At 62.8% G+C, this 25,154-nt stretch carries 23 protein-coding genes; 15 read left to right on the top strand and 8 right to left on the bottom strand.

Features of this window, described 5'->3' with window-relative positions; genetic code table 11:
- Positions 1-83: 83 nt before the first annotated feature.
- A complete protein-coding gene (locus tag X771_RS138045) occupies positions 84-1,367 on the bottom strand; it encodes a M23 family metallopeptidase (protein ID WP_023690221.1) in 1,284 nt (427 codons plus the stop codon).
- A gap of 156 nt (positions 1,368-1,523) precedes the next feature.
- Positions 1,524-1,991, bottom strand: coding sequence for a peroxiredoxin (locus X771_RS138050; RefSeq protein ID WP_023669136.1), 468 nt, complete (start codon positions 1,989-1,991; stop codon positions 1,524-1,526).
- A 184-nt stretch (positions 1,992-2,175) separates the two neighbouring features.
- Here X771_RS138050 and X771_RS138055 point away from each other — a divergent pair, with 184 nt between their 5' ends.
- Positions 2,176-5,562 carry a DUF3971 domain-containing protein gene (locus X771_RS138055; protein ID WP_023690220.1) on the top strand — a complete coding sequence of 1,129 codons (3,387 nt, stop codon included), beginning with the start codon at positions 2,176-2,178 and terminating at the stop codon, positions 5,560-5,562.
- Between the two features lie 17 nt (positions 5,563-5,579).
- Here the strand turns inward: X771_RS138055 and tyrS are convergent, their stop codons facing one another.
- Positions 5,580-6,833: a tyrosine--tRNA ligase gene (tyrS, locus tag X771_RS138060; RefSeq protein WP_023690219.1), complete on the bottom strand. Its 1,254-nt coding sequence runs from the start codon at positions 6,831-6,833 to the stop codon at positions 5,580-5,582.
- A gap of 254 nt (positions 6,834-7,087) precedes the next feature.
- On the opposite strand from tyrS, the gene X771_RS138065 reads away from it, so the two are divergent.
- From X771_RS138065 to X771_RS138075, 4 genes are all read left to right on the top strand, one after another.
- Positions 7,088-7,822: a glycosyltransferase family 2 protein gene (locus X771_RS138065; RefSeq protein WP_023690217.1), complete on the top strand. Its 735-nt coding sequence runs from the start codon at positions 7,088-7,090 to the stop codon at positions 7,820-7,822.
- Positions 7,815-8,147, top strand: a complete 333-nt coding sequence (locus tag X771_RS138070; RefSeq protein ID WP_023669132.1) for a lipid-A-disaccharide synthase N-terminal domain-containing protein — start codon at positions 7,815-7,817, stop codon at positions 8,145-8,147. Before X771_RS138065 ends, X771_RS138070 begins: the two co-directional genes overlap by 8 nt.
- A gap of 39 nt (positions 8,148-8,186) precedes the next feature.
- Entirely contained in the window at positions 8,187-9,632 is a 1,446-nt protein-coding gene (locus X771_RS1000000166030) for a glycosyltransferase family 39 protein (protein WP_245262792.1), read from the top strand.
- 400 nt (positions 9,633-10,032) lie between these two features.
- Positions 10,033-10,785 (top strand): phosphatase PAP2 family protein, encoded by a 753-nt coding sequence (locus X771_RS138075; protein ID WP_245262790.1) that lies wholly within the window; start codon positions 10,033-10,035, stop codon positions 10,783-10,785.
- Between the two features lie 30 nt (positions 10,786-10,815).
- Here the strand turns inward: X771_RS138075 and X771_RS138080 are convergent, their stop codons facing one another.
- Positions 10,816-11,463 (bottom strand): FMN-binding negative transcriptional regulator, encoded by a 648-nt coding sequence (locus tag X771_RS138080; protein WP_023690215.1) that lies wholly within the window; start codon positions 11,461-11,463, stop codon positions 10,816-10,818.
- 183 nt (positions 11,464-11,646) lie between these two features.
- Positions 11,647-12,321, bottom strand: a complete 675-nt coding sequence (locus X771_RS138085) for an alpha/beta hydrolase (protein WP_023690213.1) — start codon at positions 12,319-12,321, stop codon at positions 11,647-11,649.
- Positions 12,322-12,576: 255 nt separating this feature from the next.
- Here X771_RS138085 and X771_RS138090 point away from each other — a divergent pair, with 255 nt between their 5' ends.
- From X771_RS138090 to sufA, 8 genes are all read left to right on the top strand, one after another.
- The gene (locus tag X771_RS138090) at positions 12,577-13,740 is read left to right on the top strand and encodes a cysteine desulfurase family protein (RefSeq protein ID WP_023690212.1); all 1,164 of its coding nucleotides are present in this window, start codon (positions 12,577-12,579) and stop codon (positions 13,738-13,740) included.
- Between the two features lie 187 nt (positions 13,741-13,927).
- Positions 13,928-15,445 (top strand): Fe-S cluster assembly protein SufB, encoded by a 1,518-nt coding sequence (gene sufB / locus X771_RS138095; RefSeq protein WP_023684859.1) that lies wholly within the window; start codon positions 13,928-13,930, stop codon positions 15,443-15,445.
- A gap of 481 nt (positions 15,446-15,926) precedes the next feature.
- Positions 15,927-16,214 carry a hypothetical protein gene (locus X771_RS138100; protein WP_155929798.1) on the top strand — a complete coding sequence of 96 codons (288 nt, stop codon included), beginning with the start codon at positions 15,927-15,929 and terminating at the stop codon, positions 16,212-16,214.
- Positions 16,207-16,962, top strand: coding sequence for a Fe-S cluster assembly ATPase SufC (gene sufC / locus X771_RS138105; protein WP_023684862.1), 756 nt, complete (start codon positions 16,207-16,209; stop codon positions 16,960-16,962). Before X771_RS138100 ends, sufC begins: the two co-directional genes overlap by 8 nt.
- A 43-nt stretch (positions 16,963-17,005) precedes the next feature.
- Entirely contained in the window at positions 17,006-18,274 is a 1,269-nt protein-coding gene (sufD, locus tag X771_RS138110; protein WP_023690211.1) for a Fe-S cluster assembly protein SufD, read from the top strand.
- Positions 18,275-18,406: 132 nt separating this feature from the next.
- Positions 18,407-19,648: a cysteine desulfurase gene (locus tag X771_RS138115; RefSeq protein ID WP_023690210.1), complete on the top strand. Its 1,242-nt coding sequence runs from the start codon at positions 18,407-18,409 to the stop codon at positions 19,646-19,648.
- A gap of 21 nt (positions 19,649-19,669) precedes the next feature.
- On the top strand, positions 19,670-20,065 hold the full coding sequence (locus X771_RS138120) for an SUF system Fe-S cluster assembly protein (protein WP_023690209.1): 396 nt from the start codon (positions 19,670-19,672) through the stop codon (positions 20,063-20,065).
- 105 nt (positions 20,066-20,170) lie between these two features.
- Positions 20,171-20,551, top strand: coding sequence for a Fe-S cluster assembly scaffold SufA (sufA, locus tag X771_RS138125; protein WP_013532156.1), 381 nt, complete (start codon positions 20,171-20,173; stop codon positions 20,549-20,551).
- A 149-nt stretch (positions 20,552-20,700) separates the two neighbouring features.
- Here sufA and X771_RS138130 read toward each other — a convergent pair whose 3' ends face one another.
- Positions 20,701-21,198, bottom strand: a complete 498-nt coding sequence (locus X771_RS138130; RefSeq protein ID WP_023690208.1) for a GFA family protein — start codon at positions 21,196-21,198, stop codon at positions 20,701-20,703.
- Positions 21,199-21,281: 83 nt separating this feature from the next.
- Here X771_RS138130 and X771_RS138135 point away from each other — a divergent pair, with 83 nt between their 5' ends.
- Complete coding sequence (locus X771_RS138135) at positions 21,282-21,605, top strand: TfoX/Sxy family protein (protein WP_023690207.1); 324 nt, start codon at positions 21,282-21,284, stop codon at positions 21,603-21,605.
- Between the two features lie 203 nt (positions 21,606-21,808).
- Here the strand turns inward: X771_RS138135 and X771_RS138140 are convergent, their stop codons facing one another.
- Together X771_RS138140 and X771_RS138145 are read right to left on the bottom strand one after the other, a co-directional pair.
- Positions 21,809-22,726 carry a pseudouridine-5'-phosphate glycosidase gene (locus tag X771_RS138140; RefSeq protein WP_023690206.1) on the bottom strand — a complete coding sequence of 306 codons (918 nt, stop codon included), beginning with the start codon at positions 22,724-22,726 and terminating at the stop codon, positions 21,809-21,811.
- A 70-nt stretch (positions 22,727-22,796) separates the two neighbouring features.
- Positions 22,797-23,741, bottom strand: coding sequence for a carbohydrate kinase family protein (locus X771_RS138145; protein WP_023690205.1), 945 nt, complete (start codon positions 23,739-23,741; stop codon positions 22,797-22,799).
- Positions 23,742-24,023: 282 nt separating this feature from the next.
- Here X771_RS138145 and recA point away from each other — a divergent pair, with 282 nt between their 5' ends.
- Positions 24,024-25,127 (top strand): recombinase RecA, encoded by a 1,104-nt coding sequence (recA, locus tag X771_RS138150; RefSeq protein ID WP_023669117.1) that lies wholly within the window; start codon positions 24,024-24,026, stop codon positions 25,125-25,127.
- Positions 25,128-25,154: the final 27 nt, after the last annotated feature.

The raw sequence follows: 25,154 nt of genomic DNA, 5'->3' as shown, positions 1-25,154 counted from the left end.
CACGCGATGTCGGATTGCCAAACAACAGGATGGTACAACGGGTGAAGGAGGCGGGGGCGTGCAACCAGCCGCCTGGCTTGACCCTACAGATACTGCTCGACCTTCTTGCCGACGGTCAGGAAGCGCAGCGGGTCGATGGCCTCGCCATTGTGGCGGACCTCGTAGTGCAGGTGCGGGCCGGTCGAACGGCCGCTGCTGCCGGTTTTGCCAATGATGTCGCCGGCTGCGAGTTTTTGGCCGACGGCAACGTCGATCTCGCTCAGATGGCCGTAGCGCGTGGCAAAGCCGTTGCCGTGATCGACCTCGACCATGCGGCCATAGCCGCCGTTCCAGCCGGCCTTGGTAACGATTCCGGCCGCCGTGACCTTGGCTGCCATGCCGACCGGCGCGCGGAAATCCATGCCCGAGTGCAGGGCAGCGGTGCCGAGGATGGGGTCAGTGCGTACGCCGAACGGGCTGGTGACGGAGTGGCCCGGCGCCGGGTTGGCGAGCGGCAGCCGCCGCGCCTCTTTCTTCAACTGGTCGAGCGTATCCAGCGCCTCGTCCAGTTCCTTGACCTTGCTGTCGAACATCATCGAGCTGTCAAGCGGGATCAGCGGTCCGCCGACATCGCTTTCGTTTTTGCCGAAATCGCTGTCGACCGGCAGACCGGCCGCTTCCAGCGCCTGGGTGATGGCATCGGCGTTCTTGTAGGCGTTGTCGGCCAGGGTTTCGATGCGGGTGAGTTGCTGGCTCTCGATAGCCTTCAGTGAATCATTGATCGAGACGAACAATTTGTCGGCGCGGTCCGCAGCCGTTTCGCTGGGCAGCGGATCGGAACGTGTCGACCACAGCGAGAATGGCCTGGTGTCGCCCGAACCAAGGCTGGCGACCGAATAGGCGAGTGGCTCGCCGCCAGTCAGTTCGGCATGTTCGTCGGGTTTTGTTGTCGCTGCGGCATCAGCGGTTGGCGGCGTCCCGACTTCGTTTTCGGCCCGCTCGAGAATCGGGCCGAGGCGGCCATGGCGCTGGCTGAGCTGGCTCTGCCGCTCGATCAATTCGCTGACCTTGGTTTCCATCAGTTTTTGGTCGAGAAGCTGGCGGCTGGTGATGCGGTCGACCTGCGCGCGCAATGCGGAAATGCGATCTTCATAGGCCTGCTGCATGCGCGCCTGCCGGGCCGTGGTGGCGCCGATCAGATCGTCGCGCAGTACGAGATAGGAGGTCGCCAAGAGATAGCCGATGGCGATCGCCGCCAGTGCCGAGCCGAGAAAGGCGACGAGCCACGGCCGGATGGTGAAATGCCGTATTTCATTGCCCCGCGCAATGATGACCGTATGCGGCTCCTTGCGCCTGCCGAAGACCGCTGACTGACCGGTTAGGTTCACGGGACCAAGCTTTCGTTACACCAACGAAGCCCGATTACACATTATTAGGGTTAACAAAGTTTTGCCGTCGCGGGCGCGCTAGTGACCAACGGTCAGCCACCCGCATATGTCTTATGCCCCAATGCACTGCGCGGCGTTGGCCAGATCGGTGGCGCCTCAGAGCGCGCGGACCGCCTCCAGCACTGCTTCGGCATGGCCTTTCACCCGGACCTTGCGCCAGATCCCGGCGATCCGCCCGTCCTTGCCGATCAGGAACGTCGCCCGCTCGACGCCCATATAGTTGCGGCCATACATCGTCTTTTCGACCCACAGATTGTAAGCCTCGATCACCTTGCGCTCCTCGTCGGCAACCAGGCCGACGGTGAGATCGTATTTGGTTTTGAACTTGTCGTGCTTCTTCACGCTGTCCGGCGACAGGCCGATCACCACGGCGCCGGCCTTTTCGAACTCCGGCTTCAGCTGCGAAAAGCTGATCGCCTCATTGGTACAACTTGTGGTGTCGTCCTGCGGATAGAAATAAAGTACAACGGGCTTCCCCCGCATCGAGGCAAGGCTGATCGAGCCGCCGCCGTCGCGCGGAAGATCGAATTGCGGCGCAACGTCGCCAACGTCGAGATCAGCCATATCGATGCCCTTGTTTGAGGTTACGCGGCCCTAAATCAAAGAGACAGAGCATGATGTCTGGACAAACGGAAACCGTTTGTCCGAGAAAACCGCCTCACACTTTTCGGCATCATGCTCTAGCCTGCGTCGTTATAGTGTCGGGCGGGGATTCGTCCACGATCGAATTCGCACAACGGAAAATTGCGTGGATCAGGAAGAACCGCAGCACGAGAAAATCCGGTTCAGGCGTGACGAGATCACCGACCTGGGGGCTTTCCCGTCCGCTTGCCGCGTGCCGCCGCTCGGCAAGGCACGGATCGGCCGCGGCTTTCGCATCCTTGCCCGGCTGTTTGCCGGCATTGGAGCCCTTGTGCTGCTGGCGGCGGCCGCCGTCTACGTCATCGGCGCCACCGGCATCGGCAGCGAACGGCTGCGGTTGGAAGCCGAAACGGCGATCGAGAAACTGGCCGGTTTCGACGTCAAAGTCGCCGTCGGTCCTGCCAGCCTGACACTTGACGGATCGAGCTTCATTGCGCTGCAGGTCAAGGATGTCAGCGTCGAGACGGCCGACGGCAAGCCGATGGCCGATGCCGGGCGCGTCCGCTTCGGCATCCGGCTGGTCCCGCTGCTTTCGGGCGAGGTTCGGCTGACCAGCGCCAGGATTTCCGACGCCCATATCGTCACCGCGGCAATGCCGTCGGGTGGTGACTGGATAGCGCGCCTGCGCAATCAAGACGGTCTCATCGATCCGGAAAAACTGGCCGCCGTCGTCTTCAGTGACGTCAATCGTGCACTCGATGCCGTGCGCGAGGATTCGATGCGCCGCATCGATCTCAAAAATGTCGCGTTCGAGCTGCCCGAGGCCGGATCGGTCAAGCTGGTCACGATCGCCAACGCCACGGTGCTGCAGTCAGGCCCCGGCAGCATGGAGTTCTCGTCCGAGGCGGATGTCGATGGCCGCGCGCTCACCGTCACGGCCACCGCCACCCGCGATACGAGCTCGATGCGCGTTACCGCCTTGAACGCCGCCATCGACATGGCGGATGTCGCGGAGACAACGCCGGCGGCCGGCGGGCGAACCGGCGCGATGGCTTTGAAGCTCACGGGATCCGAAGGCTCGGGCGAGACCGATTCGCGGCTGACGGGCTCGCTGTCGCTAACCGGCTCGGTGCTCGACCTCGGCACACGCGGGCTGTTGCCGGCCGATGTCGATGTCGACGCCGCCCTTGTCTCCGGCTCCAACAAGATCGATGTCGGCAGGCTGGTTCTAAAGACCGGGCGCTCGGCGTTCAATTTCGCCGGCTCGATCGGGCCAAAGCCGTCGACCGGCGCGGCCGGCGAGGAGCCTTCCTATCGTTACGACCTGACCAGCGACGGCTCGACGCTGGCGCCTTCGGAATCGCCCGAGCCGGCGCTGAATTTCTTCGCCCGCATCGCCGGCGTCTATCAGATCAAGAGCCGCAAGCTTGTCGCCGACCAGATCGGCATCAGGTCGGGATCGGGGAGCGAAGTGCTGGGAACCGCTGCGGTTTCCTTCATCGACAACGGACCGCCGGGTATCTCGGTGTCGCTCAACGTCCACGACATGGCGGTCTCGCACGTCAAGCAATTGTGGCCCTGGTTCTCGGCCAAGAACGCGCGGCTGTGGGTGCTGCAGAACCTGTTTGGCGGCCGCGTCGTCGATGCCAGCCTGCAGTTCCAGGTCGTGCCGGGGCGTCTCGGCAACGGCGTGCCGCTTTCGGCCGACGAGGTGTTCGGCCGCTTCCAGGTCGAGGGCTCGCGTTTCGACACCGCCGGCCGCATCCCGCCGATACGCGATGCCGTCGGCGTCGTTTCCTTCCACGGCAACGATGTCGACGTCGCGCTGTCGTCGGGCAGCGTCTATATGCCGAGCGGCCGCACCGTGGCGGCAAGCAATGGCACACTGTCGGTAAAGGCGGCAAACCACCCGCCGGTGATCGGCGCGCTCGACATCGACGTCGCCGGCGAGGCGCCGGCCATCGCCGAACTTGCCTCCTACGAACCGATCAACGCCATGCGCCATGTCGGCATCTTGCCGGACGACCTGTCGGGCACGGTGACCGGCCACGTCAAGGCCGACATTCCGTTGCAATCCGGCGTCGACACGTCGAAGCTCGATTGGCTGGTATCGCTCGACTACAAGGACCTGTCGCTCGCCAAGCCGTTCGAAGGCCAGATGGTGACCGATGCCGACGGCTCGATCGAAGTCGGGCCCGGCAAGGCGGTGATCTCTGCCAAGGCGCGGCTGAACGGCATTCCAGCCGAGCTCGATCTGGTTGAGCCGCTCAGGGATGGCGGGCCGCCGCGCAGCCGCAAGGTGGCGCTTGTGCTCGACGACAAGACGCGCGCCATCGCCATGCCTGGCCTGTCGCCGCTGATTTCCGGCACCATCAAGGTGGCAATCGACAAGAGCGGCGAAGGCGGCAGCCAGAACGTCGACGTTGACCTGACGAGCGCCAGGCTGGACATTCCCTGGGCAGGCTGGAGCAAGGGGCCGGGCATTGCCGCCAATGCCACTTTTACCATGAGCAAGTCCGGCGATACCACGACGCTGTCTGACTTCGACCTCGACGGAAAGAGCTTTTCGGTCGAAGGCGATGTCGTCCTGGTCAAGGGCGCGCTGTCTTCGGCCCGCTTCAGCAAAGTCGCCTTGAACCGGGGCGACGATGTCGCCGTGACGGTGAAGCGGTCGGGCAAGGGCTTCGCAGTCGATGTCAGCGGCAACGCGCTCGATGCCCGCTCGCTGATCAAGCAGTTCACCTCCGATGTCGATACCGCCACCAAAACCACCGGCACGGACGCGGTTTCGGTTAGCGCCGACGTCAATTCGCTAAGCGGGTTCCATGACGAGGTCCTGTCCAATTTGAAGCTCGACTACAGTGCCGCCGGCTCCAGGGTGAACAGGCTCAAGGTCAGCGCCGCGGCAAGTTCCGGCGCCGCCATCACCATCAGCAATACGGCAGGCAATGGTGCTCGCGCGCTCACCATGAAGTCGGCCGACGCAGGCGCCATATTGCGCTTCCTCAACATCTACGAGCATATGGAAGGCGGATCGATCACGCTGGCGCTCAGCGGCGCAGCCGACGGCCCGATGCGGGGACAGGTCGATTCGAGCAACTTCTTCATCGTCAATGAACCGAAGCTTGCGTCCATCGTATCGACTACGCCAGCCGGCGACAGCCGCAGCCTGAACGAAGCGGTCAAGGGCAAGATCGACACTTCGCGGGTAAAGTTCGAGCGCGGCTTTACCGAGATCGACAAGGGGTCGGGCTATTTGAAATTGGCGAATGGCGTGCTGCGCGGCCCGCGCATCGGCACCACCTTCCAAGGCACGCTCTACGACCAGAACAACAATATGGACATGACCGGAACCTTCATGCCGGCCTATGGCCTCAACCGCATCTTCGGCGAGTTGCCGTTGGTCGGCGTTCTGCTCGGCAACGGCCGCGACCGAGGCCTGATCGGCGTCACCTACCGGCTTAAGGGCAACGCCAACAAGCCGGTGCTGGACATCAACCCGCTATCGGTAATCGCGCCGGGCATTTTCCGGTCGATCTTCGAGTATCGCTGAGGATCCCAGAAGACGGCTCAGGCAGGCCGCACAAGCACGTGCTTTTTCTTGCCCACTGAAAGCTTTGCGACGTTTTCCGGACTCAAATCCTGAGGCGTCACCATCCGCCGGTCGTCCGCCACCGGCTGGTCGTTGAGGCGCACGGCGCCGCCCTGGATATGCCGGCGCGCCTCGCCGTTCGACCCGGCAAGGCCCGCGGTGACCAGCAGCGACAGGATGCCGATGCCAGCTTCCAGCGCTGCGCCATCCACCTCGACGCTCGGCAGGGTTTCGGCCGTCACGCCTTCCTCGAACGTCTTGCGCGCGGTTTCCTCGGCCGCGAGCGCCGCCTCGCGGCCGTGCACGATGGCCGTGGTTTCTGTGGCCAGCACCTTCTTGGCCTCGTTGATCTCCGAGCCGCCAAGGGCGGCCAACCGCGCGATCTCCGAAAGCGGCAGCCGGGTGAAGATCTTCAGGAAGCGCTCGACGTCGGCATCCTCGGTGTTGCGCCAGTATTGCCAGAAATCATAGGGCGAGAAGAGGTCGCCGTTCAGCCACACCGCGCCCTTGGCCGATTTGCCCATCTTGGCGCCCGACGATGTCGTCAGCAGCGGCGTGGTCAGCGCATAAAGCTGCGGCGTGCCCATGCGGTGGCCGAGATCGACGCCGTTGATGATGTTGCCCCACTGGTCCGAACCGCCCATCTGCAGCCGGCAGTCGTGGCGGCGGCTGAGCTCGACGAAATCATAGCCTTGCAGGATCATGTAGTTGAATTCGAGGAAGGACAGCGACTGTTCGCGCTCGAGCCGCAGCCTGACGCTGTCGAAGGTCAGCATCCGGTTGACCGAAAAGTGGCGGCCGACATCGCGCAGGAACTCGACATAGTTGAGCTTCATCAGCCAGTCGGCATTGTTGACCATGATGGCGTCGTTGCCAGTGTCGCCGAAGCGCAGGATGCGGCCAAAAATTCGCTTGATGCCCTCGATGTTGGTGGCGATCGCCTCGGGCGTCAAAAGGCTGCGCTGGTCGTCACGGAAGGACGGGTCGCCGATCATCGAGGTGCCGCCGCCCATCAGTGCGATCGGCCGGTGGCCGGTCTCCTGCATCCAGTAGAGCATGGTCGCCGATATCAGATTGCCGATGTGCAGGCTGGTCGCCGTGGCGTCGTAGCCGACATAGGCAGTCACGGTTTCCTTCGCGAAAAGTTGATCCAGCCCGGTCTCATCCGAAATCTGGTGGATGAAGCCGCGCTCGCTCATGACGCGCAGGAATTCGGACTTGAAGGCGGGCATTGTTTCTTCCTGAAAGCGCCGGGTCCGAACGGCCCGGCATGGCCTGAACGCGGGCGTTTAGCATCCAAGCGCGTCAAGCAAAAGTGGTTTCCGATTTTGCGCCGGCATGGACAGCCTATTCTGCACTGCCGCGCATGCTTGCTTCATCCTGTCGGCTGGCGTAATGAGGCGCCGCGCCAACGGGTTCGATCCGCTGGAACGGCACCGCACGGCATCCACCGAATGCCATATCTTGTGACAGAGCCCGACGCGATATGCCGGACGCATTGATATCCATCGTCATTCCCTGCCGCAACGAGGCGGCGAACCTGCCGCTGCTGATCGACGAGATCGAGGCGGCGATGACCGGGCGCGACTTCGAAATCATCGTTGTCAATGACGGTTCGACTGACGACACCGCTTCGGTGCTTGCCGCTGAAGCCGCCAAACGTCCGTTTCCGCTTCGGCAGCTTCGGCACGAAAAATCCGCCGGCCAGTCGCTTTCGGTGCGCTCGGGCGCCTGGGCGGCGCGCGGCTCGATAATCGCCACCATCGACGGCGACGGCCAGAACGACCCGCAATATATCCCCGTGCTGGTCGATGCGCTGCGTCGGGCAGGGCCCGATTTCGGCGCCGCGCAGGGGCAGCGGTTGAAGCGCCGCGACAGCAAGATCAAGCAATTGGCATCGCGTTTCGCCAACTGGCTGCGCGGCGCGATCCTGCATGACGACACCCGCGACACCGGCTGCGGCCTGAAGGCGATCCACACCGATATCCTGCGCAAACTGCCCTTCTTCGACGGCACGCATCGTTTCGTTCCGGCCCTGGTCATCCAGGAAGGCTACCGCGTCGTCCATTGCGACGTCGTCGACCGCTCGCGCCGCCACGGCAAGTCGAATTACGGCATCTTCGATCGCGGCCTGCAGGGCGCGCTCGATCTCGCCGGCGTCTGGTGGCTTCGGCGCCGGCGCCGCAGAATGCCAAAGGTAGAGGAAATCACGCATGGCTAACGTGTTTCAGGAATTGGCGACCTGGCTGCACCAGGTTTTCGTCAAGCAGTTCGACGCCTGGGTTCTGCTCGGCTTCGTTGCCCAGTTCTTCTTCACCATGCGCTTCCTGGTGCAGTGGATCGCTTCGGAAAAGGCCAAGCGCAGCGTCGTGCCGATCGCTTTCTGGTTCTTCTCGCTGTTCGGCGGCGGGCTGCTGCTCGTCTACGCCATCCAGCGTGAGGATCCGGTGTTCATCGCCGGCCAGGCCATGGGCATGGTGATCTATGTCAGAAATTTATGGCTCATCGCCAATGAGCGCAAGGCGGCGATGACCAAGGTCGACTGAGCCACCAGTCCCGCCAAATTCAGTCTGTCCGGTGTCGAAATGAGCAGGAACTACATCTTTCTCTTCCTGTTCAGCCTGATGATGACGGCGTCGGGACTGGCCTCTTTGCCGCCGCTCGACCGCGACGAGCCGCGCTTCGTCCAGGCGACCAAGCAGATGACGGAGACCGGCGACTATGTCGACATCCGCTTCCAGGACGCGTCGCGCTACCAAAAGCCGATCGGCATCTACTGGCTGCAATCGGCGGCGGTGACGCTGAGCGGCCAGGGGGCACAGGCGCCGATCTGGATTTACCGGCTGGTCTCGGCGCTGGGCATCGCCATCGCCGTCGTCGCAATCGCCTGGACCGGGGCCAATCTGTTCGGCGCCAATGCCGGTCTTGCCGCCGGCCTGGTCATGGCGGCGATTTTCGCCACCGCCTTCGAAGGCCGCGACGCCAAGACCGACGCGATGCTGCTTGCCTGCTGCGTTCTGGCGCAAGGCGCGCTGGCGCAGATTTATCTGGCATCGCGCCGCGACGAGCCGGTCGCCGGCCATCTGCCGTGGATTTTCTGGGCGGCGCAGGGGGCGGCGATCCTCATCAAGGGGCCGATTGCACCGCTGCTGTCGGCGCTGACGGTGCTCACGCTGGTTGCCTTCGAGCGCGATTGGTGCTGGCTGGCAAAGCTGAAAGCGGCGCGAGGGCTGGCTCTGGTTCTGCTCATCGTGCTGCCCTGGCTCGCCCTTATCACCTGGAAGAGCAACGGCGCCTTCCTGCAGCAGGCCGTCGGCAAGGATATGCTCGGCAAGGTCGCGCAAGGCGAGGAGTCGCACGGCGTTCCGCCGGGCTTCTACGTGCTGACCTATTGCCTGTTCATGTGGCCGTTCGGCCTTGTGGCGCTCGGCGCCGGACTGCAGGCGCTCAACCGATTGCGCGACGATCCGCGCCTGCGTTTCTGCCTCGCCTGGTACATTCCGTTCTGGCTAGTCTTCGAATTGATCCCGACGAAACTGCCGCATTATGTGCTGCCGGCCTATCCCGGCATGGCCCTGCTCATCGGCTGGCTTGTGACGCTGACACCGCAAGAGGCAAATGCGCCGCTCAGGCGCTGGCAGACATGGCTGTGGTGGGCGACCGCATTCGGCACCGTCCTGGTGACAGTCGGTCTCGCCGTGCTTTGCGTCGGTGCGCCGATCTATCTCATGAAGACATTTTTATGGTGGAGCGTTCCGGCCGCCGCGGNTCGCCGTGCTTTGCGTCGGTGCGCCGATCTATCTCATGAAGACATTTTTATGGTGGAGCGTTCCGGCCGCCGCGGCAGCATTGGGCGCCGGCTACCTCGCTGTTTCGCGCCAGAAGCTGGTGCCGCTGGTCCGCATCGGCGGGGCTGCGGTTTGCGCCGGTATAACCTACGCCCTGCTGTTCGGTGTCATCGTGCCGTCACTGAAACCGATTTGGATGAGCCGGGAAATCGAGGCTGCGGTTCGCGCCGATCGTCCCTGTGAGATGAGCGTGCTCGCCTCCGCGCAATATCACGAACCGAGCCTGGTATTTCTGGTGGGCACAAAGACGGTACTGACCGATGTCGATAGATCGGAAGAGCACACGTCNAGACGTGTGCTCTTCCGATCTAAGAAGGCCAGCCGCGTCGCTGAAATCGACGGCATCAACTATTCGTCAGGTGATAAATTGTCGCTCGGCCTGTACCGTGTGGCGAACTGATATCTCTTCGATGATCGCTTCGAGCTCCGCATGTTGACGAAGTCGCCATCACCGGCGCGTGCCGCTATGCCTGCCATGCTCCGGCAGTCTGTCGATAATTTCCGCGATACTTTCGGGATTGTACGGCATCGCCTGGCGACGCGCCCGGCGCGCTACCCGAAAATCCTGTGGTCGGTCTGGGTCGTGGCCTGGCTTTTGCTGACGATCGCGGTGTCGCTCCGGTTCGACCATCTTGCGGGCACCATGGCGAGGCAGTGGGCTTCAGGCTCGACCAATGTCTTCCGCATCGCCGAGTTTTTTACCTTCTTCGGCCTAGGCGGCTGGTATCTTGTCCCGTCGGTACTGGTGCTGATTGCTGCGAATCTGACGGATTGGCGCAGCCTTTCCCGGCGCGCGCGGATGACCTTCTACAACTGGACCTGCTTTGCTTTCATGGTGCTGGGTTCGATCGCACTCTCGGCCATGGTCGTCAACGTGCTGAAATATGGCGTGGGCAGAGCCAGGCCAATGAATTTCGACAAGCTCGGCGATCTGTCGCTGCATCCTTTTTCCATGGAGGCGCGCTTTGCCAGCTTCCCATCCGGCCATGCCACGACCATGGGTGTCATTTTCGGCATTGCGCTGCTGTTGTTGCCCCAGCGCAGATGGGTGCTGCTGGCTGCAACCTTGTCGGTCGCATCGACCCGAATCTTTATCGGCGCGCACTATCCGAGCGACACTGTCGCCGGATTCGGCCTTGGCTGTGCTGTTGCCATCGTCTGCGCGATGGTGCTTGGCCGGCTGGGATGTATCTTCCGCTACACGGCGTCGGGGTTGCCGGTGGCAAAAACTACGTTCCGCCTATTCCGTCGGGCTCGCAAACCAAACCAAAACGATGCGCCGAGACAAGACGAATTTCCGCATTGGAGCAGCGCCGGCAAGCAACTGAATTGCTGACGCCTTTGGAACCATCTAAGACCACCCCAGCTAGCTGTCGATGCCACCCCAGCTCCGCACCAGCCGAGCCATGTCAGGCGCGCTGGCGGCTTCCTTCTCCAGCCCTTCGGCGACACCGACGCGGTCGGCGACAGGCCGGTTCTGGCTGACTTTCCACTTGCCGCTGATTTCGGCGATCTCGATCTCAAGTCCGACAATGCCCTTGATTTGCGACTGGATGAAGGTCGGCGGCGCATCGGTCACCGCCCAGGGTGCCTCGCGGGCGCCTTCCTGCGACAGCGTCAGCTCGGTGATCTGCTGTGCGATCCAGGCGGAATCCTCGATCACTCTGACGGTTCCTCGCACCTGGACAATGGCGTAGTTCCAGGTCGGCACGACCTTGCCCGTCTCGCGCTTGGTCTCGTACCAGGACGGCGTCACATAGGCGTCGGCGCCCTGGAAGACGACCAGCACCGGCGATGTCGGATTGTCGGCCAGCTGACGCCATTGCGGGTTGGCCCTGGCCAGATGGGCGCGCAGCCGGCCATTCGGCCCAACCTCTGCATCAAGCAGGAAGGGAATGGCATTGGCGACCGGGCCATCGGTGCCGTTGGAGATCAGCAACCCCAGCGGATGCGTCCGGATCAGCCCGTGCAGGACGTCCGGCCGCGTTTCCTGGAAATGGGGAGGCTGGTACATGATCGNATTGTGCACCGTTCAGCCGAGCCGCGCCACATGTCAGGCGGGCTTCACCGTTTGGATCAGCCGAAATGGCATTGTCGCGCCCATGATGGGCACGACTGTGACGGCATCGGACCGGGAGTTTTTGTTTTGACGCAATTCCGGACGGAAAACCCGTTTACACTTTTCCTGGAATTGCTCTTAGCGCAGCCGCTTCGGCCGCGGATCGGACAATTCGCCGGCCAGCCGTCGGTCGAGATAGTCGGCGCATTCCTCGAGCAGCAGATCGGCGCCGTTGGCGAAGAAGTGGTTGGCGCCTGGCAAGGTCTTCTGCGTGATGGTGATGCCCTTTTGCGTGTGCAGCTTGTCGACCAGGCCCTGCACATCCTTGGGCGGCGCCACCTTGTCGGCATCGCCATGGATGATCAGACCCGATGACGGGCAGGGCGCCAGGAACGAGAAATCATAGGTGTTGGGCTGCGGCGCGATCGAGATGAAGCCCTCGATCTCGGGCCGGCGCATCAGAAGCTGCATGCCGATCCAGGAGCCGAAGGAATAACCGGCCACCCAGCAGCTCTTGGAATCCGGATGCAGCGACTGCACCCAGTCGAGCGCTGCGGCGGCATCCGACAATTCGCCGGTGCCGTGGTCGAATTCGCCCTGGCTGCGGCCGATGCCGCGGAAGTTGAAGCGAAGCGTGGTGAAATCGCGCTTCTGGAACATGTAGAAGAGGTCATAGACGATCTTGTTGTTCATCGTGCCGCCGAATTGCGGATGCGGATGCAACACGATGGCAATCGGCGCGCTCTTCTCCTTGGAAGGCTGGTAGCGGCCCTCCAGGCGGCCGGCCGGACCGGTGAAAATGACCTCAGGCATGAAATACTCCAAATGGCATACGAATGCGCGGCGCCCGGAACAATTCTTACTCCAGCCCCAGCCCTTCCTGGCCTTGACGCAGGGCAAGCGTCTTCTTAGAAGCTAGTTTAGAATTGTTCAAAACTGGATAGCCAGCCGTGACGGCCCGGCCATCCTCGCCGCAAGCCGCGTAAATAGGACGTCTTGCCTTGCAATTTCAAGGAAATAACGCGCTATCCTTGCGGAAAGGGTCTTGACGGGATCGATTGGGTGAAAATGGCCGCAGCACGCGCCTATCTCGACTACAATGCCAGCGCGCCGCTCATTGCCGAGGCGCGCGAGGCGATGATTGCCGCGCTCGATCTCGTCGCCAATCCGTCGTCGGTGCATGCCGAGGGGCGCGCGGCGCGGCGCCTGATCGACACTGCCCGGCGCGATGTGGCAGCACTTGTCGGCGCCAAGGCCGAGCATGTCGTCTTCACCTCGGGCGCGACGGAAGCCGCATCGACGCTGCTGACGCCGGATTGGCGGATGGGCCGTGGCACGGTGCGCATGAGCCAGCTCTATGTCTGCGAGGCCGACCACCCTTGCCTGTTGAACGGCGGCCGCTTCCCGGCAACACAGGTTTCGCGGATCGGCGTCGACGCCGATGGTATCGCTGTGCTCGCTCATCTGACAGCCGCTCTGGCCGCGCATGACAAGGCCGAAGGCCTGCCGTTGGTCGCGATCCATGCGGCCAACAACGAGACCGGCGTCATCCAGCCCATTGAAGCCATCGCCGCGATCGTCAAGGCGGCGGGCGGCATTCTGGTGGTCGACGCGGTGCAGGCTGCGGGCCGTGTTCCCATCGATATGTCAGCGGCTTACGCCGACTATTTGATTCTGTCTTCGCACAAGATAGGCGGCCCCAAGGGTGTCGGCGCCGTCGTTGCGGCAGCCGATCTGATGATGCCGAAGCCGCTGATCAATGGCGGCGGCCAGGAAAAGGGCCATCGCGGCGGCACCGAAAACCTGGCGGCCATCGCCGGCTTTGGCGCCGCGGCGCGGCAGGCTTTGGCTGGACTGAAAGACGTCGAAGCGATCGCGCAACGCCGCGGCGAGGTCGAGAAAACACTCAAAACGCTGGTGCCGGACGCAGAAATCTTCGGAACCGGCGCGCCAAGGCTTGCCAATACGACATTCTTCGCTATTCCCGGCATCAAGGCCGAGACGGCGCAGATCGCGTTCGATCTGGCTGGCGTTGCGCTGTCGGCGGGATCGGCCTGTTCGTCGGGCAAGGTCGGGCCGAGCCATGTGCTGAAAGCCATGGGTTACGGCGACAGCCTGGGCGCTTTGCGCGTGTCCATCGGCCACGCAACGAGTGCCGGGGATATCGAACTGTTCCGTGCTGCGCTGGCCGGTATTGCCCAGCGCCGGGCGGGCAGGGAACAAGCCGCCTGAGGCGGCGACAAAGAATTCAGGCCTCGCGGCCTGGTAGAGCCGTGCGTTTGCAAGTGGCCGGGTGAATTCCCGGCCGAGACGCACTATATGAAACTTACGCCGCCTTCGGCGCCTCATGGGCAGCCCTCGGCGATGCCATAGTTTGAAAACTGTCGGGCCTTGACCCCGGCGTGGATGGAGAACGCTTATGCCTGCTGTGCAGGACACGATCGATCGGGTCCGAAAGATCGACGTCGACCAGTACAAATACGGATTCCAGACAGAGATCGCGATGGACAAGGCCCCCAAGGGCCTGAGCGAAGACATTATTCGCTTTATCTCGGCCAAGAAGGATGAACCGTCCTGGATGCTGGAATGGCGTCTGGAAGCCTATCGGCGCTGGCTGACGCTGGAAGAGCCGACCTGGGCGCGCGTCCATTATCCGAAGATCGACTTTCAGGACCTCTATTACTACGCGGCGCCCAAGAGCACGCCCGGCCCGACCTCGCTGAGCGACGTCGATCCCGAGTTGTTGAAGGTCTACGAGAAGCTCGGCATTCCGCTGCGGGAACAAGAAATCCTCGCTGGCGTGCAGAAGACCGACGTCTCCGATCTCGAGGAGCCCAGCGACAATGTCTACAAATCGGGCCGTGTCGCGGTCGACGCGGTGTTCGATTCCGTTTCCGTCGTCACCACGTTCAAGAAGGAGCTGGCGCAGGCCGGCGTCATCTTCTGCTCGATCTCGGAAGCCATCCGCGAGCATCCGGAGCTGGTGCAGAAATATCTCGGCTCGGTCGTGCCGACCTCCGACAATTTCTACGCCACGCTGAATTCGGCTGTCTTCACCGACGGCTCGTTCGTCTTCGTGCCCAAGGGCGTGCGCTGCCCGATGGAGCTGTCGACCTATTTCCGCATGAACGAGAAGAACACCGGCCAGTTCGAGCGCACGCTGATCATCGCCGAGGAGGGGGCTTACGTCTCCTATCTCGAAGGCTGCACGGCGCCGCAGCGCGACGAGAACCAGCTGCATGCCGCCGTCGTCGAACTGGTGGCGCTCGACGATGCCGAGATCAAATATTCGACGGTGCAGAACTGGTACCCCGGCGATGCCGAGGGCAAGGGCGGCATCTACAATTTCGTCACCAAGCGCGGCGACTGCCGCGGCGACCGTTCGAAGATCTCGTGGACGCAGGTCGAGACCGGTTCAGCGATCACCTGGAAATATCCCAGCTGCATCCTGCGCGGCGACGATTCCTCCGGCGAGTTCTATTCGATCGCCGTGTCGAACGGCTACCAGCAGGTCGACAGCGGCACCAAGATGATCCATCTCGGCAAGAACACGTCGAGCCGCATCATCTCCAAGGGCATCGCCGCCGGCTTCTCGCAGAACACCTATCGCGGCCAGGTTTCGGCGCACCGCAAGGCGACCAACGCCCGCAACTTCACCAATTGCGATAGTCTCCTGATCGGCGACCAGTGCGGCGCCCACACCGTGCCCTACATGGAAGCCAAGAATTCGACGGCGCAGTTCGAGCACGAAGCGACGACGTCGAAGATTTCCGAGGACCAGAAATTCTACGTCATGCAGCGCGGCATTCCCGAGGAAGAGGCGATCGCGCTGATCGTCAACGGCTTCGTCAAGGATGTTATCCAGCAGCTGCCGATGGAGTTCGCGGTCGAAGCGCAGAAGCTTATCGGCATCAGCCTTGAGGGTAGCGTGGGGTGACAAGGGCGCGCAAACGCGAATCCGTGGAAAAACATGTCTATCTGCGGGATCGAGTGGATAACTGGGAAGCGGGCCTGGGCCTTGCGTTCTGGTTTTGCGCGATGGGGATAGTGCTGCTCGGCGCGGCCTACTCGCCGGATGGCTTTTGGCGAGGACTTTGGCAAGCCCTGACGCAGATGTAGAATAACCGGGCGTAGGCGCTCGGATAGGCAATGCGATGGACACTGGAAGGATAGCGACCCGCCAAGCGTTCAGGACCGTGCACAAGGCATGGGATTGAAACTGACGTTTGAAAGGAAGTTGAAATGATGGATACGGTTCCGATCGTTTTTTACGCTTTGGTGTGCGGCGCGCTCTGCGCTGTCGCGCCCTCTATCCAGTCGACGCCGCGCCGGATGGCGGCGGGCGCCGTGACCGGGCTGGTCTCGNGTCTCGGCAATTATACTGCCGTTTCTGCGCCACTTGGTTGATGGCTGAAGAGATGACCATGACGCTGTCTCGCGACGAGATCTGGTTTGCGGTTCGCTGGCGGCGGCTGTGGGCGGTTCGTCGCGAGGGCAACATCGCCACGATGAAATACGCCGCGGCCGCAGTAGCCTCGGCCCTGGTAGGCGCCGTTTTGGCGGCGTTCGTCCATCCGATGGTCGGCCTTGCGGTTTTCGCGGTGGGGTTCGGCCTGTCCTTCTGGCGGTTCAAAACCCTGCAGCGCCGGCACACCGATTACACAGTCACCTACGACGATTATTTCAGAGAAAAGAACAATGCTTGAGATCAAGAACCTGCATGCCCGCATCGTCGATGACGGCACCGAGATCATCCGCGGCCTGAACCTGACGGTGAAAAACGGCGAGGTCGCCGCCATCATGGGCCCGAACGGCTCGGGCAAATCGACGCTGTCCTATATCCTCGCCGGCCGCGAGGACTATGAGGTCACCGAAGGCGATATCCTCTATAATGGCCAGTCGATCCTCGAAATGGATCCGGCCGAGCGCGCCACCGCGGGCATCTTCCTCGCCTTCCAGTATCCGATGGAGATACCTGGTGTCGCGACCATGGAGTTCCTGAAGGTGGCGATGAACGAGCAGCGCAAGGCGCGCGGCGAGGAGCCGCTAAAAATTCCGGAATTTTTGAAGCGGGTGAAAGAGGCGGCAGCCTCGCTCTCGATGGACATGGCGATGCTGAAGCGGCCGCTCAATGTCGGCTTTTCCGGCGGCGAGAAGAAGCGGGCCGAGATCCTGCAGATGAAGCTGCTGGAGCCAAAGCTCTGCGTGCTCGACGAGACCGATTCAGGCCTAGACATCGATGCGCTGAAGATCGTCTCGGACGGCGTCAACGCGCTGCGTTCGCCCGACCGTGCCATCATCGTCATCACCCACTACCAGCGCCTGCTCGAGCACATCGTGCCCGATAGCGTGCACGTCCTATACAAGGGCCAGGTGATCAAGTCCGGCGACAAGTCGCTGGCGCTCGATCTCGAAGCCAATGGCTATGCCGGCGTGATCGGCGAAGCCGCGTGAGACGCCAGAAGGCCATTTTATGCTGAAAGGCGGGGCAAAACTGATGAATATGCATACACAACCCCAGCGCACGCAGGCCGAAACGGCGCTGATCGACGCCTTTGGCGAGCGTCTGTCGTTGCTGCCGGGTGACGGCGCGGTGATGCTGAAGCGCGACGACGCCATTGAGGCAATCAAGCACGGGCTGCCGACGCGGCGCATCGAATCCTGGCATTACACTGACCTGCGCCGGCTGTTGACTGCGGTGCCGGCGTTCGATCCGACGGCCGCCGCTAAGGGGCTGGCGCCCATCGTCGAAGGTTCCGCCGTGCTGGCAGTTCTAAACGGCGTCTCGAGTGCGAAATTCCCTGCCATCGAAGGCGTGACCGTCCAGCGCCTGTCGGAAAAGCTGACCGACGGCTCGATTGTGCCCGGCCTCGACCCCTATGGCAGCGATGACGCCATCGGCGCGCTGAACACTGCTTTCGTCGCCGACGGCTATTTCGTCGACATCGCCGATGGCGCAGCACTGGAGAAGCCGATCGAATTGCAGAACCTGCAAGCCGGCGGACAGACCCATGTGCGCTTTCCCGTGCGTGTCGGCGCCGGCGCCAAGGCTGCGATCGTCGAGCGTCAGGCGGGCGAGGGCGCGGCTCTGGCCAGCTCCGTCAGCCAGCTGGTGTTGGGCGAGGGCGCCGAGGTGACCTGGCTGATCATCCAGGAACAGCCGGAAACGGCCACCCATCTGGCGCAGTTCAAGGCGCATCTCGGCAAGAATTCGAAGCTGACGCTGTTCTTCATGAATGCCGGCGGCAAGCTTGTGCGCCAGGAGATCGTGGTGAAGACCACGGGCGAAGGCGCCGACTTCAAACTGCGCGGCATCAACCTGCTCGCCGGCGACACCCACACCGACGTGACCATGGTGCTCGACCATGCCGTGCCGCATACGACATCGACGGAAGTGATCCGCAATGTCGTGACCGGCAAGGCGCGCGGCGTCTTCCAGGGCCGCATCAACGTCCACCAATACGCGCAGAAGACCAACGCCAAGATGGCCTGCAACACGCTGCTTTTGTCGGATGATGGCGAGTTCTCGACCAAGCCGGAGCTGGAAATCTTCGCCGACGACGTCATCTGCGGCCACGGCGCGACCGTTACCGAGATCGACCACAACCATCTGTTCTACCTGATGGCTCGCGGCATCGACGAGAAGAGCGCCCGTGGCCTGCTGGTCAAGGCGTTCGTCGCCGAAGTGATCGAGGAACTGGACGACGAAACCATCGTCGAGGCCCTGGAAACAAGGCTGGACGACTGGTTCGTGGCGCATGGGTAGCGCCTCCCCTTCTCCCCTTGTGGGTCCGAAGGACGGGCGAGGCAAGTGACACGCCCCGGGCGGTGGCCGAGCGAAGCTCGGTCGGGTGAGGGGTGCGTGACGAAGTGAGGCGGTGCCTCAAGAGAGCTTGTAATGGACCAGAAGATCGAAACAACCCCATACGACGTCGAGGCGATCCGCCGCGACTTCCCGATCCTGTCGCGCGAAGTCTACGGCAAACCGCTGGTCTATCTCGACAATGGCGCCTCGGCGCAGAAGCCGCAGGTGGTGCTGGATACGATCCAGCACGCCTATTCCCAGGAATACGCCAACGTGCATCGCGGCCTGCATTTCCTGTCGAATGCCGCAACCGACGCTTATGAGAAGGCACGCGAGACGGTGCGCCGTTTCCTCAATGCGCCAAGCACCGACAACATCGTCTTCACCTCGAACACGACCGCGGCGATCAACACCGTGGCTTACGGCTATGGCATGCCCAATATCGGCGCGGGCGACGAGATCGTGCTGTCGATCATGGAGCACCACTCCAACATCGTGCCGTGGCATTTCATCCGGGAGCGGCAGGGCGCCAAGCTGGTCTGGGTGCCGGTCGACGATCTCGGCATCTTCCACATCGAGGAATTCGAAAAGCGGCTGACCGACAAGACCAAGCTCGTCGCCATCACGCATATGTCGAACGCGCTGGGCACGGTGACGCCGATCAAGGAGATCGTGCGCATCGCGCATTCGCGTGGAATTCCCGTACTTGTCGACGGCAGCCAGAGCGCCGTGCACATGCCGATCGACGTCCAGGACCTCGATTGCGATTTCTTCGTCTTCACCGGCCACAAGGTCTACGGGCCCTCCGGCATCGGCGTGCTCTACGGCAAGAAGGACATTCTGCAGGGCATGCGCCCCTTCATGGGCGGCGGCGAAATGATCGAGGAGGTGACTGAAGACATCGTCACCTACAACGAGCCGCCGCACCGCTTCGAGGCCGGCACGCCGCCGATCGTCCAGGCGATCGGGCTGGGTACAGCATTGGAATACATGGAAAAGATCGGCCGCGAGCGCATCGCCGCGCACGAGGCCGACCTCAAGACCTACGCGCACGAGCGGCTGCGCGCCATCAACTCGCTGCGCATCTTCGGCGACGCGCCGGACAAGGGCGCCATCATTTCCTTCGAATTGCAGGGCATTCATGCCCATGACGTGTCGATGGTGATAGACAGGCAAGGTGTTGCCGTCCGCGCGGGCACCCATTGCGCCCAGCCGCTGTTGAAACGCTTTGGCGTAACCTCCACATGCAGGGCATCGTTCGGCATGTATAATACCAGGGCCGAAGTCGACGCTTTGGCCGATGCGCTGGAAAAAGCGCGCAAGTTCTTCGGGTGACAGGTTCTTTGGATGACGACCATGGATGATGCGAGCCACACCACCGCGCCGGAAGCGGCCGTCAATCCGGTGGTTTCCGCCTCGGCAATTCCCGCCGACGAGCTGGCGCGGCTGACCGACGACATCGTCTCGNTCGTCTCGGCGCTGAAGACGGTCTATGACCCGGAAATACCGGCCGACATCTATGAGCTCGGCCTCATCTACAAGATCGACATCGAGGACAACCGCGCGGTCAAGATCGACATGACGCTGACCGCGCCCGGCTGTCCGGTGGCCGGCGAAATGCCCGGCTGGGTGGAAAACGCCGTCGGCGCCGTCGAAGGCGTCTCCGGCGTCGAGGTCAACATGACCTTCGACCCGCCCTGGTCGCCCGACCGCATGTCGGAAGAGGCGCAGGTGGCGGTGGGCTGGTACTAGGTTGACTGAGGTTGGTGCACTTGCACCAGTGGTAAAACTTCACCATTTTAGGTGAGGAATCATTCGGCAGGCCTTGAACCTGCATGGAATGGAAGAGGAAAAAGAATGGGACGCTTCGCCGTCATCACGATGACCGAAAAGGCCGCCGACCGGGTGCGCGAGATCGTCGCCACGCGCGACAATGCGCATGGCATTCGCCTCGGCATCAAGAAGGGCGGCTGCGCCGGCATGGAATACACGGTCGACCTGGTGACCGAGCCCAATACCAAGGACGACCATATCGAACGCGACGGCGCGCATGTCTATGTCGCGCCCGAGGCTGCCCTTTTCCTGTTCGGCACCGAGATGGATTTCGAGCAGACGACGCTGCGCACCGGCTTCACCTTCCACAACCCGAACCAGAGTTCGGCCTGCGGCTGCGGCGAATCCGTCGAACTGAAGCCCGCCGACCTGAAGGCGCTGGCTGAGGCGCGCGCTTCGGCCTGATCTTCCTTCTCCCCGTTCACGGGGAGGTGAGGAATGGTCCACGCAGCGGGCGAAAAGCCAATTGCTTGGCTTTTCGAATGACGAACGGCCCGAAGGGCCGGATGAGGGGCAGCGCTGACCATCGGAAGTCGCGCTCCGCGCCTCCCTGCTTACTTCACCCACATCTTCGTCCGCTTGTGCCAGTCGGCGATCGATTCCTCGGGATAGACGTCGAAGACCTTGTCCTTCTTGCCGATCACCGGCTCGACCCAACTCGCCTTGTATTTCAACATCAGATGCACCTTCTCCGACGGCTTCGGCAACTCGCTGTCGATTGCCGAGGCGAAGGGGTGGACCAGGTCCGGCCATGTCGGATCGTAGAGCCAGAGCGCCGAACCGCACTTCTTGCAGAAATTGCGCTCGCCCGTCGAAATCTCACACTTTGGATGCTCGTCGTCCGCGATCTCGGCCTGGTAGACGCCGAGATTGCGCTTGCCCTTGATTTTCAGCGTCTTGTAATCGGCGCCGAGATTGATGGCGAAGCCGCCGCCGCCCTGCTGCTTGCGGCAGATCGAGCAGTAGCACAGCATGAACGGCACCGGCGTGTTGCTCTCCACCTCGAAATGGACGGCATCGCAGCGGCAGGATCCCTTGAGCAGCAGCGGCATGACAGAACTCCGACGGATGGCTCTCAACTTGCCAGCATGGTTTTTGGTTGCAGCCATGGCAAGCCCGGTGACATGATTGCGGCATGGACAATGAACGCATCGAAGAGCTGTTCGAAGGCCTCGGCCCGGTCAGTATCCGAAAACTGTTCGGCGGCAAGGGTATCTATTTCGACGGCGTCATCGTCGCTATCGTGCTGCGCGGCGAATTGCTGCTCAAGGCTGACGAGCAAAGCGCGCCCGACTTCGAAGCCGCCGGCTGCAAGCAATGGACCTATACCGGCACCCGCCACGGCAAGCTGGTCGCGATGCCGTACTGGAGCATTCCCGACGACCCGTTTGATGATCCTGACGAGATGAGGGTGTGGGCGCGCCGGGCGTATGAGGCGGGACGAAGGGCGGGGAAGTGAACCGGGACCGCCGCGTTTCTTCCCACCCCCCTCTGTCCTGCCGGACATCTCCCCCGCAAGGGGGGAGATCAGTTGTCACATTGGCCTTCGCCAATCACCAACGTTGAAAATGGGAGCCTGCGGCTAAGCTGTTAATCTCCCTCCTTGCGGGGGAGATGGCCGGCAGGCCAGAGGGGGGTGCTGTCCCGCCGACGTAGGCGATCCTACAGCGCCGTCGCAATCCTCGCCGCCAAACGCGCATTGTTCTCGACCAGCGCGATGTTGGTCTTCAAGCTCCGGCCGCCGGTCAGTTCGAGGATTTTGCCCAACAGGAACGGCGTCACCGCCTTTCCGGTCACATTCTGCACTTCCGCCGCCTTCTGCGCGGCCTCGATATAGCCGGCCATCTCGTCGGCCGGAATTTCATCGTCCTGCGGCACCGGGTTGGCGATCAGCATGCCGCCGACCAGGCCAAGTGCCGCCCTGGTCTTGTAGAAATGCGCGATCTCTTCCGGTCTGTGCAGGGTCAGCGGCGCGCGGAACGGCGAATGCCGCGACCAGAAGGCCGGCATCGTCTCGCAGCCATGGCCAATCACCGGCACGCCGCGCGTCTCCAGCACTTCAAGCGTCTTTTCGATGTCGAGGATCGCCTTGGCGCCGGCCGAGACGACGATGACCGGCGTGCGCGCCAACTCGTCGAGATCGGCCGAGATGTCGAAGCTCTTTTCCGCGCCCTTGTGGACGCCGCCAATGCCGCCGGTGGCGAACACCTTTATCCCGACCATGTCAGCGGCGATCATGGTGGCGGCGACCGTGGTGCCGCCGGTGCGGCCTTGCGAGACCGCAAAGCCGAGGTCGGCGCGCGACAGCTTCATGGCATCGCCGGTCATGGCCAGCGACTCGCGCTCGCCGTCGGACAGTCCGATCTTGATGCGGCCGGCGACCACGGCGATCGTCGCTGGCACCGCGCCATTGTCCAGGATTATCTTTTCGACATTGGCGGCCATGGCGCCATTGTCGGGGTAAGGCATGCCATGGGTGATGATGGTGCTTTCCAGCGCCACGACGGGGCGGCCAGCGGCGAGCGCCTCGGCCACGGGCGCGTGGAGGTCGATGAAGGGGCGGGCGCTTTGCGGTGTCATGATGGTCTCCGATCCGGAGATCCGCGCGTCCGCTTGGACGCCGCGCTCCGGCAATGGCAATTGGCCGCCCTCATGCCATTTCCTGCGCGTCGGGCACAAGAGCCAGTGCCTCGGTGAAGGTCGTGGCGGTGAAGGCCGGCACGGCATCCGAACTTTCGATGGCGAGCGTCGCCGCGGCAACGCCTTCGCGGAGGGCCTGGCGCAATGCCAGGCCGCGCAGCAGGGCAGCGATGGTGGCGCCGGCCAGCGCGTCGCCGGCGCCGGTGACGTCGGCGACTTTTCTCGGCGCCGGCGGCAGGATAGAGAAGGCGCCGGCTTCGTCGAATCCCAGCACCGGGCCGTCGCCCGCCGTCACCACGCCACTGGTGAGGCCGCTGCAGCGCAGTCCGTCGACGGTCTCGCGCTCGGTGGCATTGGCATCGACGCCGGCGAGCACCATGGCCTCGCGCCGGTTCATGAAGACCTGCGCGAGTTCCTTCAGCACCGGTATCAGCCGCACCACCTTGGCCGGCGAAATGGCAATGGCGAACACCGGCTTGCCGGCGGCGACCCCCACCAGCCGCTCCAGCGCCGTTGATGGCAGATTGGCGTCGCAGAGCACCGCATCGGCCTCGGCGACCACCTCGCGCACCTTGGAGCGGCGGATCTGCTTGGGGAACGCCAAATCGTAGAGCGCCATGTCGGCAAAGCCGGTGATCAGCTCGCCATCCCTGTCGATCAGCGCGGTGTAGCTCGGCGTCGTACGGTCGAGGAAAACCGCCGACAGATCGGCAATGCCGGCCTCGGCGATGGCGCGCGCAACCGTCTCGGCCGAGGCATCGCCGCCGCGCACCGACAAAAGCGAGGCCGAGACGCCGCGCCGCACCAGGCTGCGCAGCGCGTTGAAGACGCCGCCGCCGACATCCTCGCGCATCGTGCCGGGGTTGGACGCCGCCGGCACGTAAGCACCGGACACCTGACCGCGCCGGTCGATATGGGCGCCGCCCACCGCCAGTATCTTTGCTGATTTCACCATGCCGGCGATATGACCTTTGTTTTTCGAACCGGACAAGCGCTAGGCTGTGCGACGGAGCTTCGCAGGCGAGCCGGCGATTCGGCCGATCGAAACAGCCGGAGCGTCTGGCCCAATGGTGGATACATCCGGAAACGAAACCATGAGACAAAAAAAGAACAAATCCGGATAAAGAGTGCTTTTCAGATATTTGACCCCTCTTGCCAAACGAGAACAAAAGTAGTACAAAATGGGCAGGGATTACGGATTGTCCGGCCTTCATTGACGACCAAGGGGTGATGTATCATGGCTCAGAATTCTTTGCGGCTTGTAGAGGACAAAGCGGTGGACAAATCAAAGGCTCTGGACGCGGCGCTGTCGCAAATCGAGCGCGCCTTCGGCAAGGGCTCGATCATGCGGCTTGGCGCCAACGAGCAGGTCGTCGAGATCGAAACCGTGCCGACCGGATCGCTGGGCCTCGATATCGCGCTTGGCGTCGGCGGCCTGCCGCGCGGCCGCATCGTCGAGATCTACGGGCCGGAAAGCTCGGGCAAGACGACACTGGCGCTGCACACGGTGGCGGAAGCCCAGAAGAAAGGCGGTATCTGCGCCTTCGTCGATGCCGAGCACGCACTCGATCCGGTCTATGCCCGCAAGCTCGGCGTCGATCTGGAAAACCTCTTGATCTCGCAGCCGGACACCGGCGAGCAGGCGCTGGAAATCTGCGACACGCTGGTGCGTTCAGGCGCCATCGACGTGCTGGTCGTCGATTCGGTGGCCGCCCTGACGCCGCGCGCCGAAATCGAGGGCGAGATGGGCGATTCGCTGCCCGGTCTCCAGGCTCGTCTGATGAGCCAGGCGCTGCGCAAGCTGACCGCCTCGATCTCGCGCTCCAACACCATGGTCATCTTCATCAACCAGATCCGCATGAAGATCGGCGTCATGTTCGGTTCGCCGGAAACCACGACCGGCGGCAACGCGCTGAAATTCTACGCTTCGGTGCGCCTCGACATCCGCCGCATCGGCTCGGTCAAGGACCGCGACGAGGTCGTCGGCAACCAGACCCGCGTCAAGGTGGTCAAGAACAAGCTGGCGCCGCCCTTCAAGGTGGTCGAGTTCGACATCATGTATGGCGAGGGCGTCTCCAAGACCGGCGAACTGGTCGATCTCGGCGTCAAGGCCGGCGTGGTCGAGAAGTCGGGCGCCTGGTTCTCCTACAATTCGCAGCGTCTCGGCCAGGGTCGCGAAAACGCCAAACTGTTCCTGCGCGACAATCCCGACACGGCGCGCGAGATCGAACTGGCACTGCGGCAGAATGCCGGGCTGATTGCCGAGAAGTTTCTCGAAAATGGCGGCCCCGAGCGCGGCGAAAGCGACGACGGCTTCGAGGAAGAATCCGGCGCCATGTAGGGCAGGGCCAGAGTTCGGCCATAAATC

The sequence above is a fragment of the Mesorhizobium sp. LSJC269B00 genome (assembly GCF_000502815.1).
GTDB lineage: Bacteria > Pseudomonadota > Alphaproteobacteria > Rhizobiales > Rhizobiaceae > Mesorhizobium.
The sequence above is the reverse complement of the archived record's forward strand: the minus strand, read 5'-3'. Positions and strand labels throughout refer to the sequence as shown.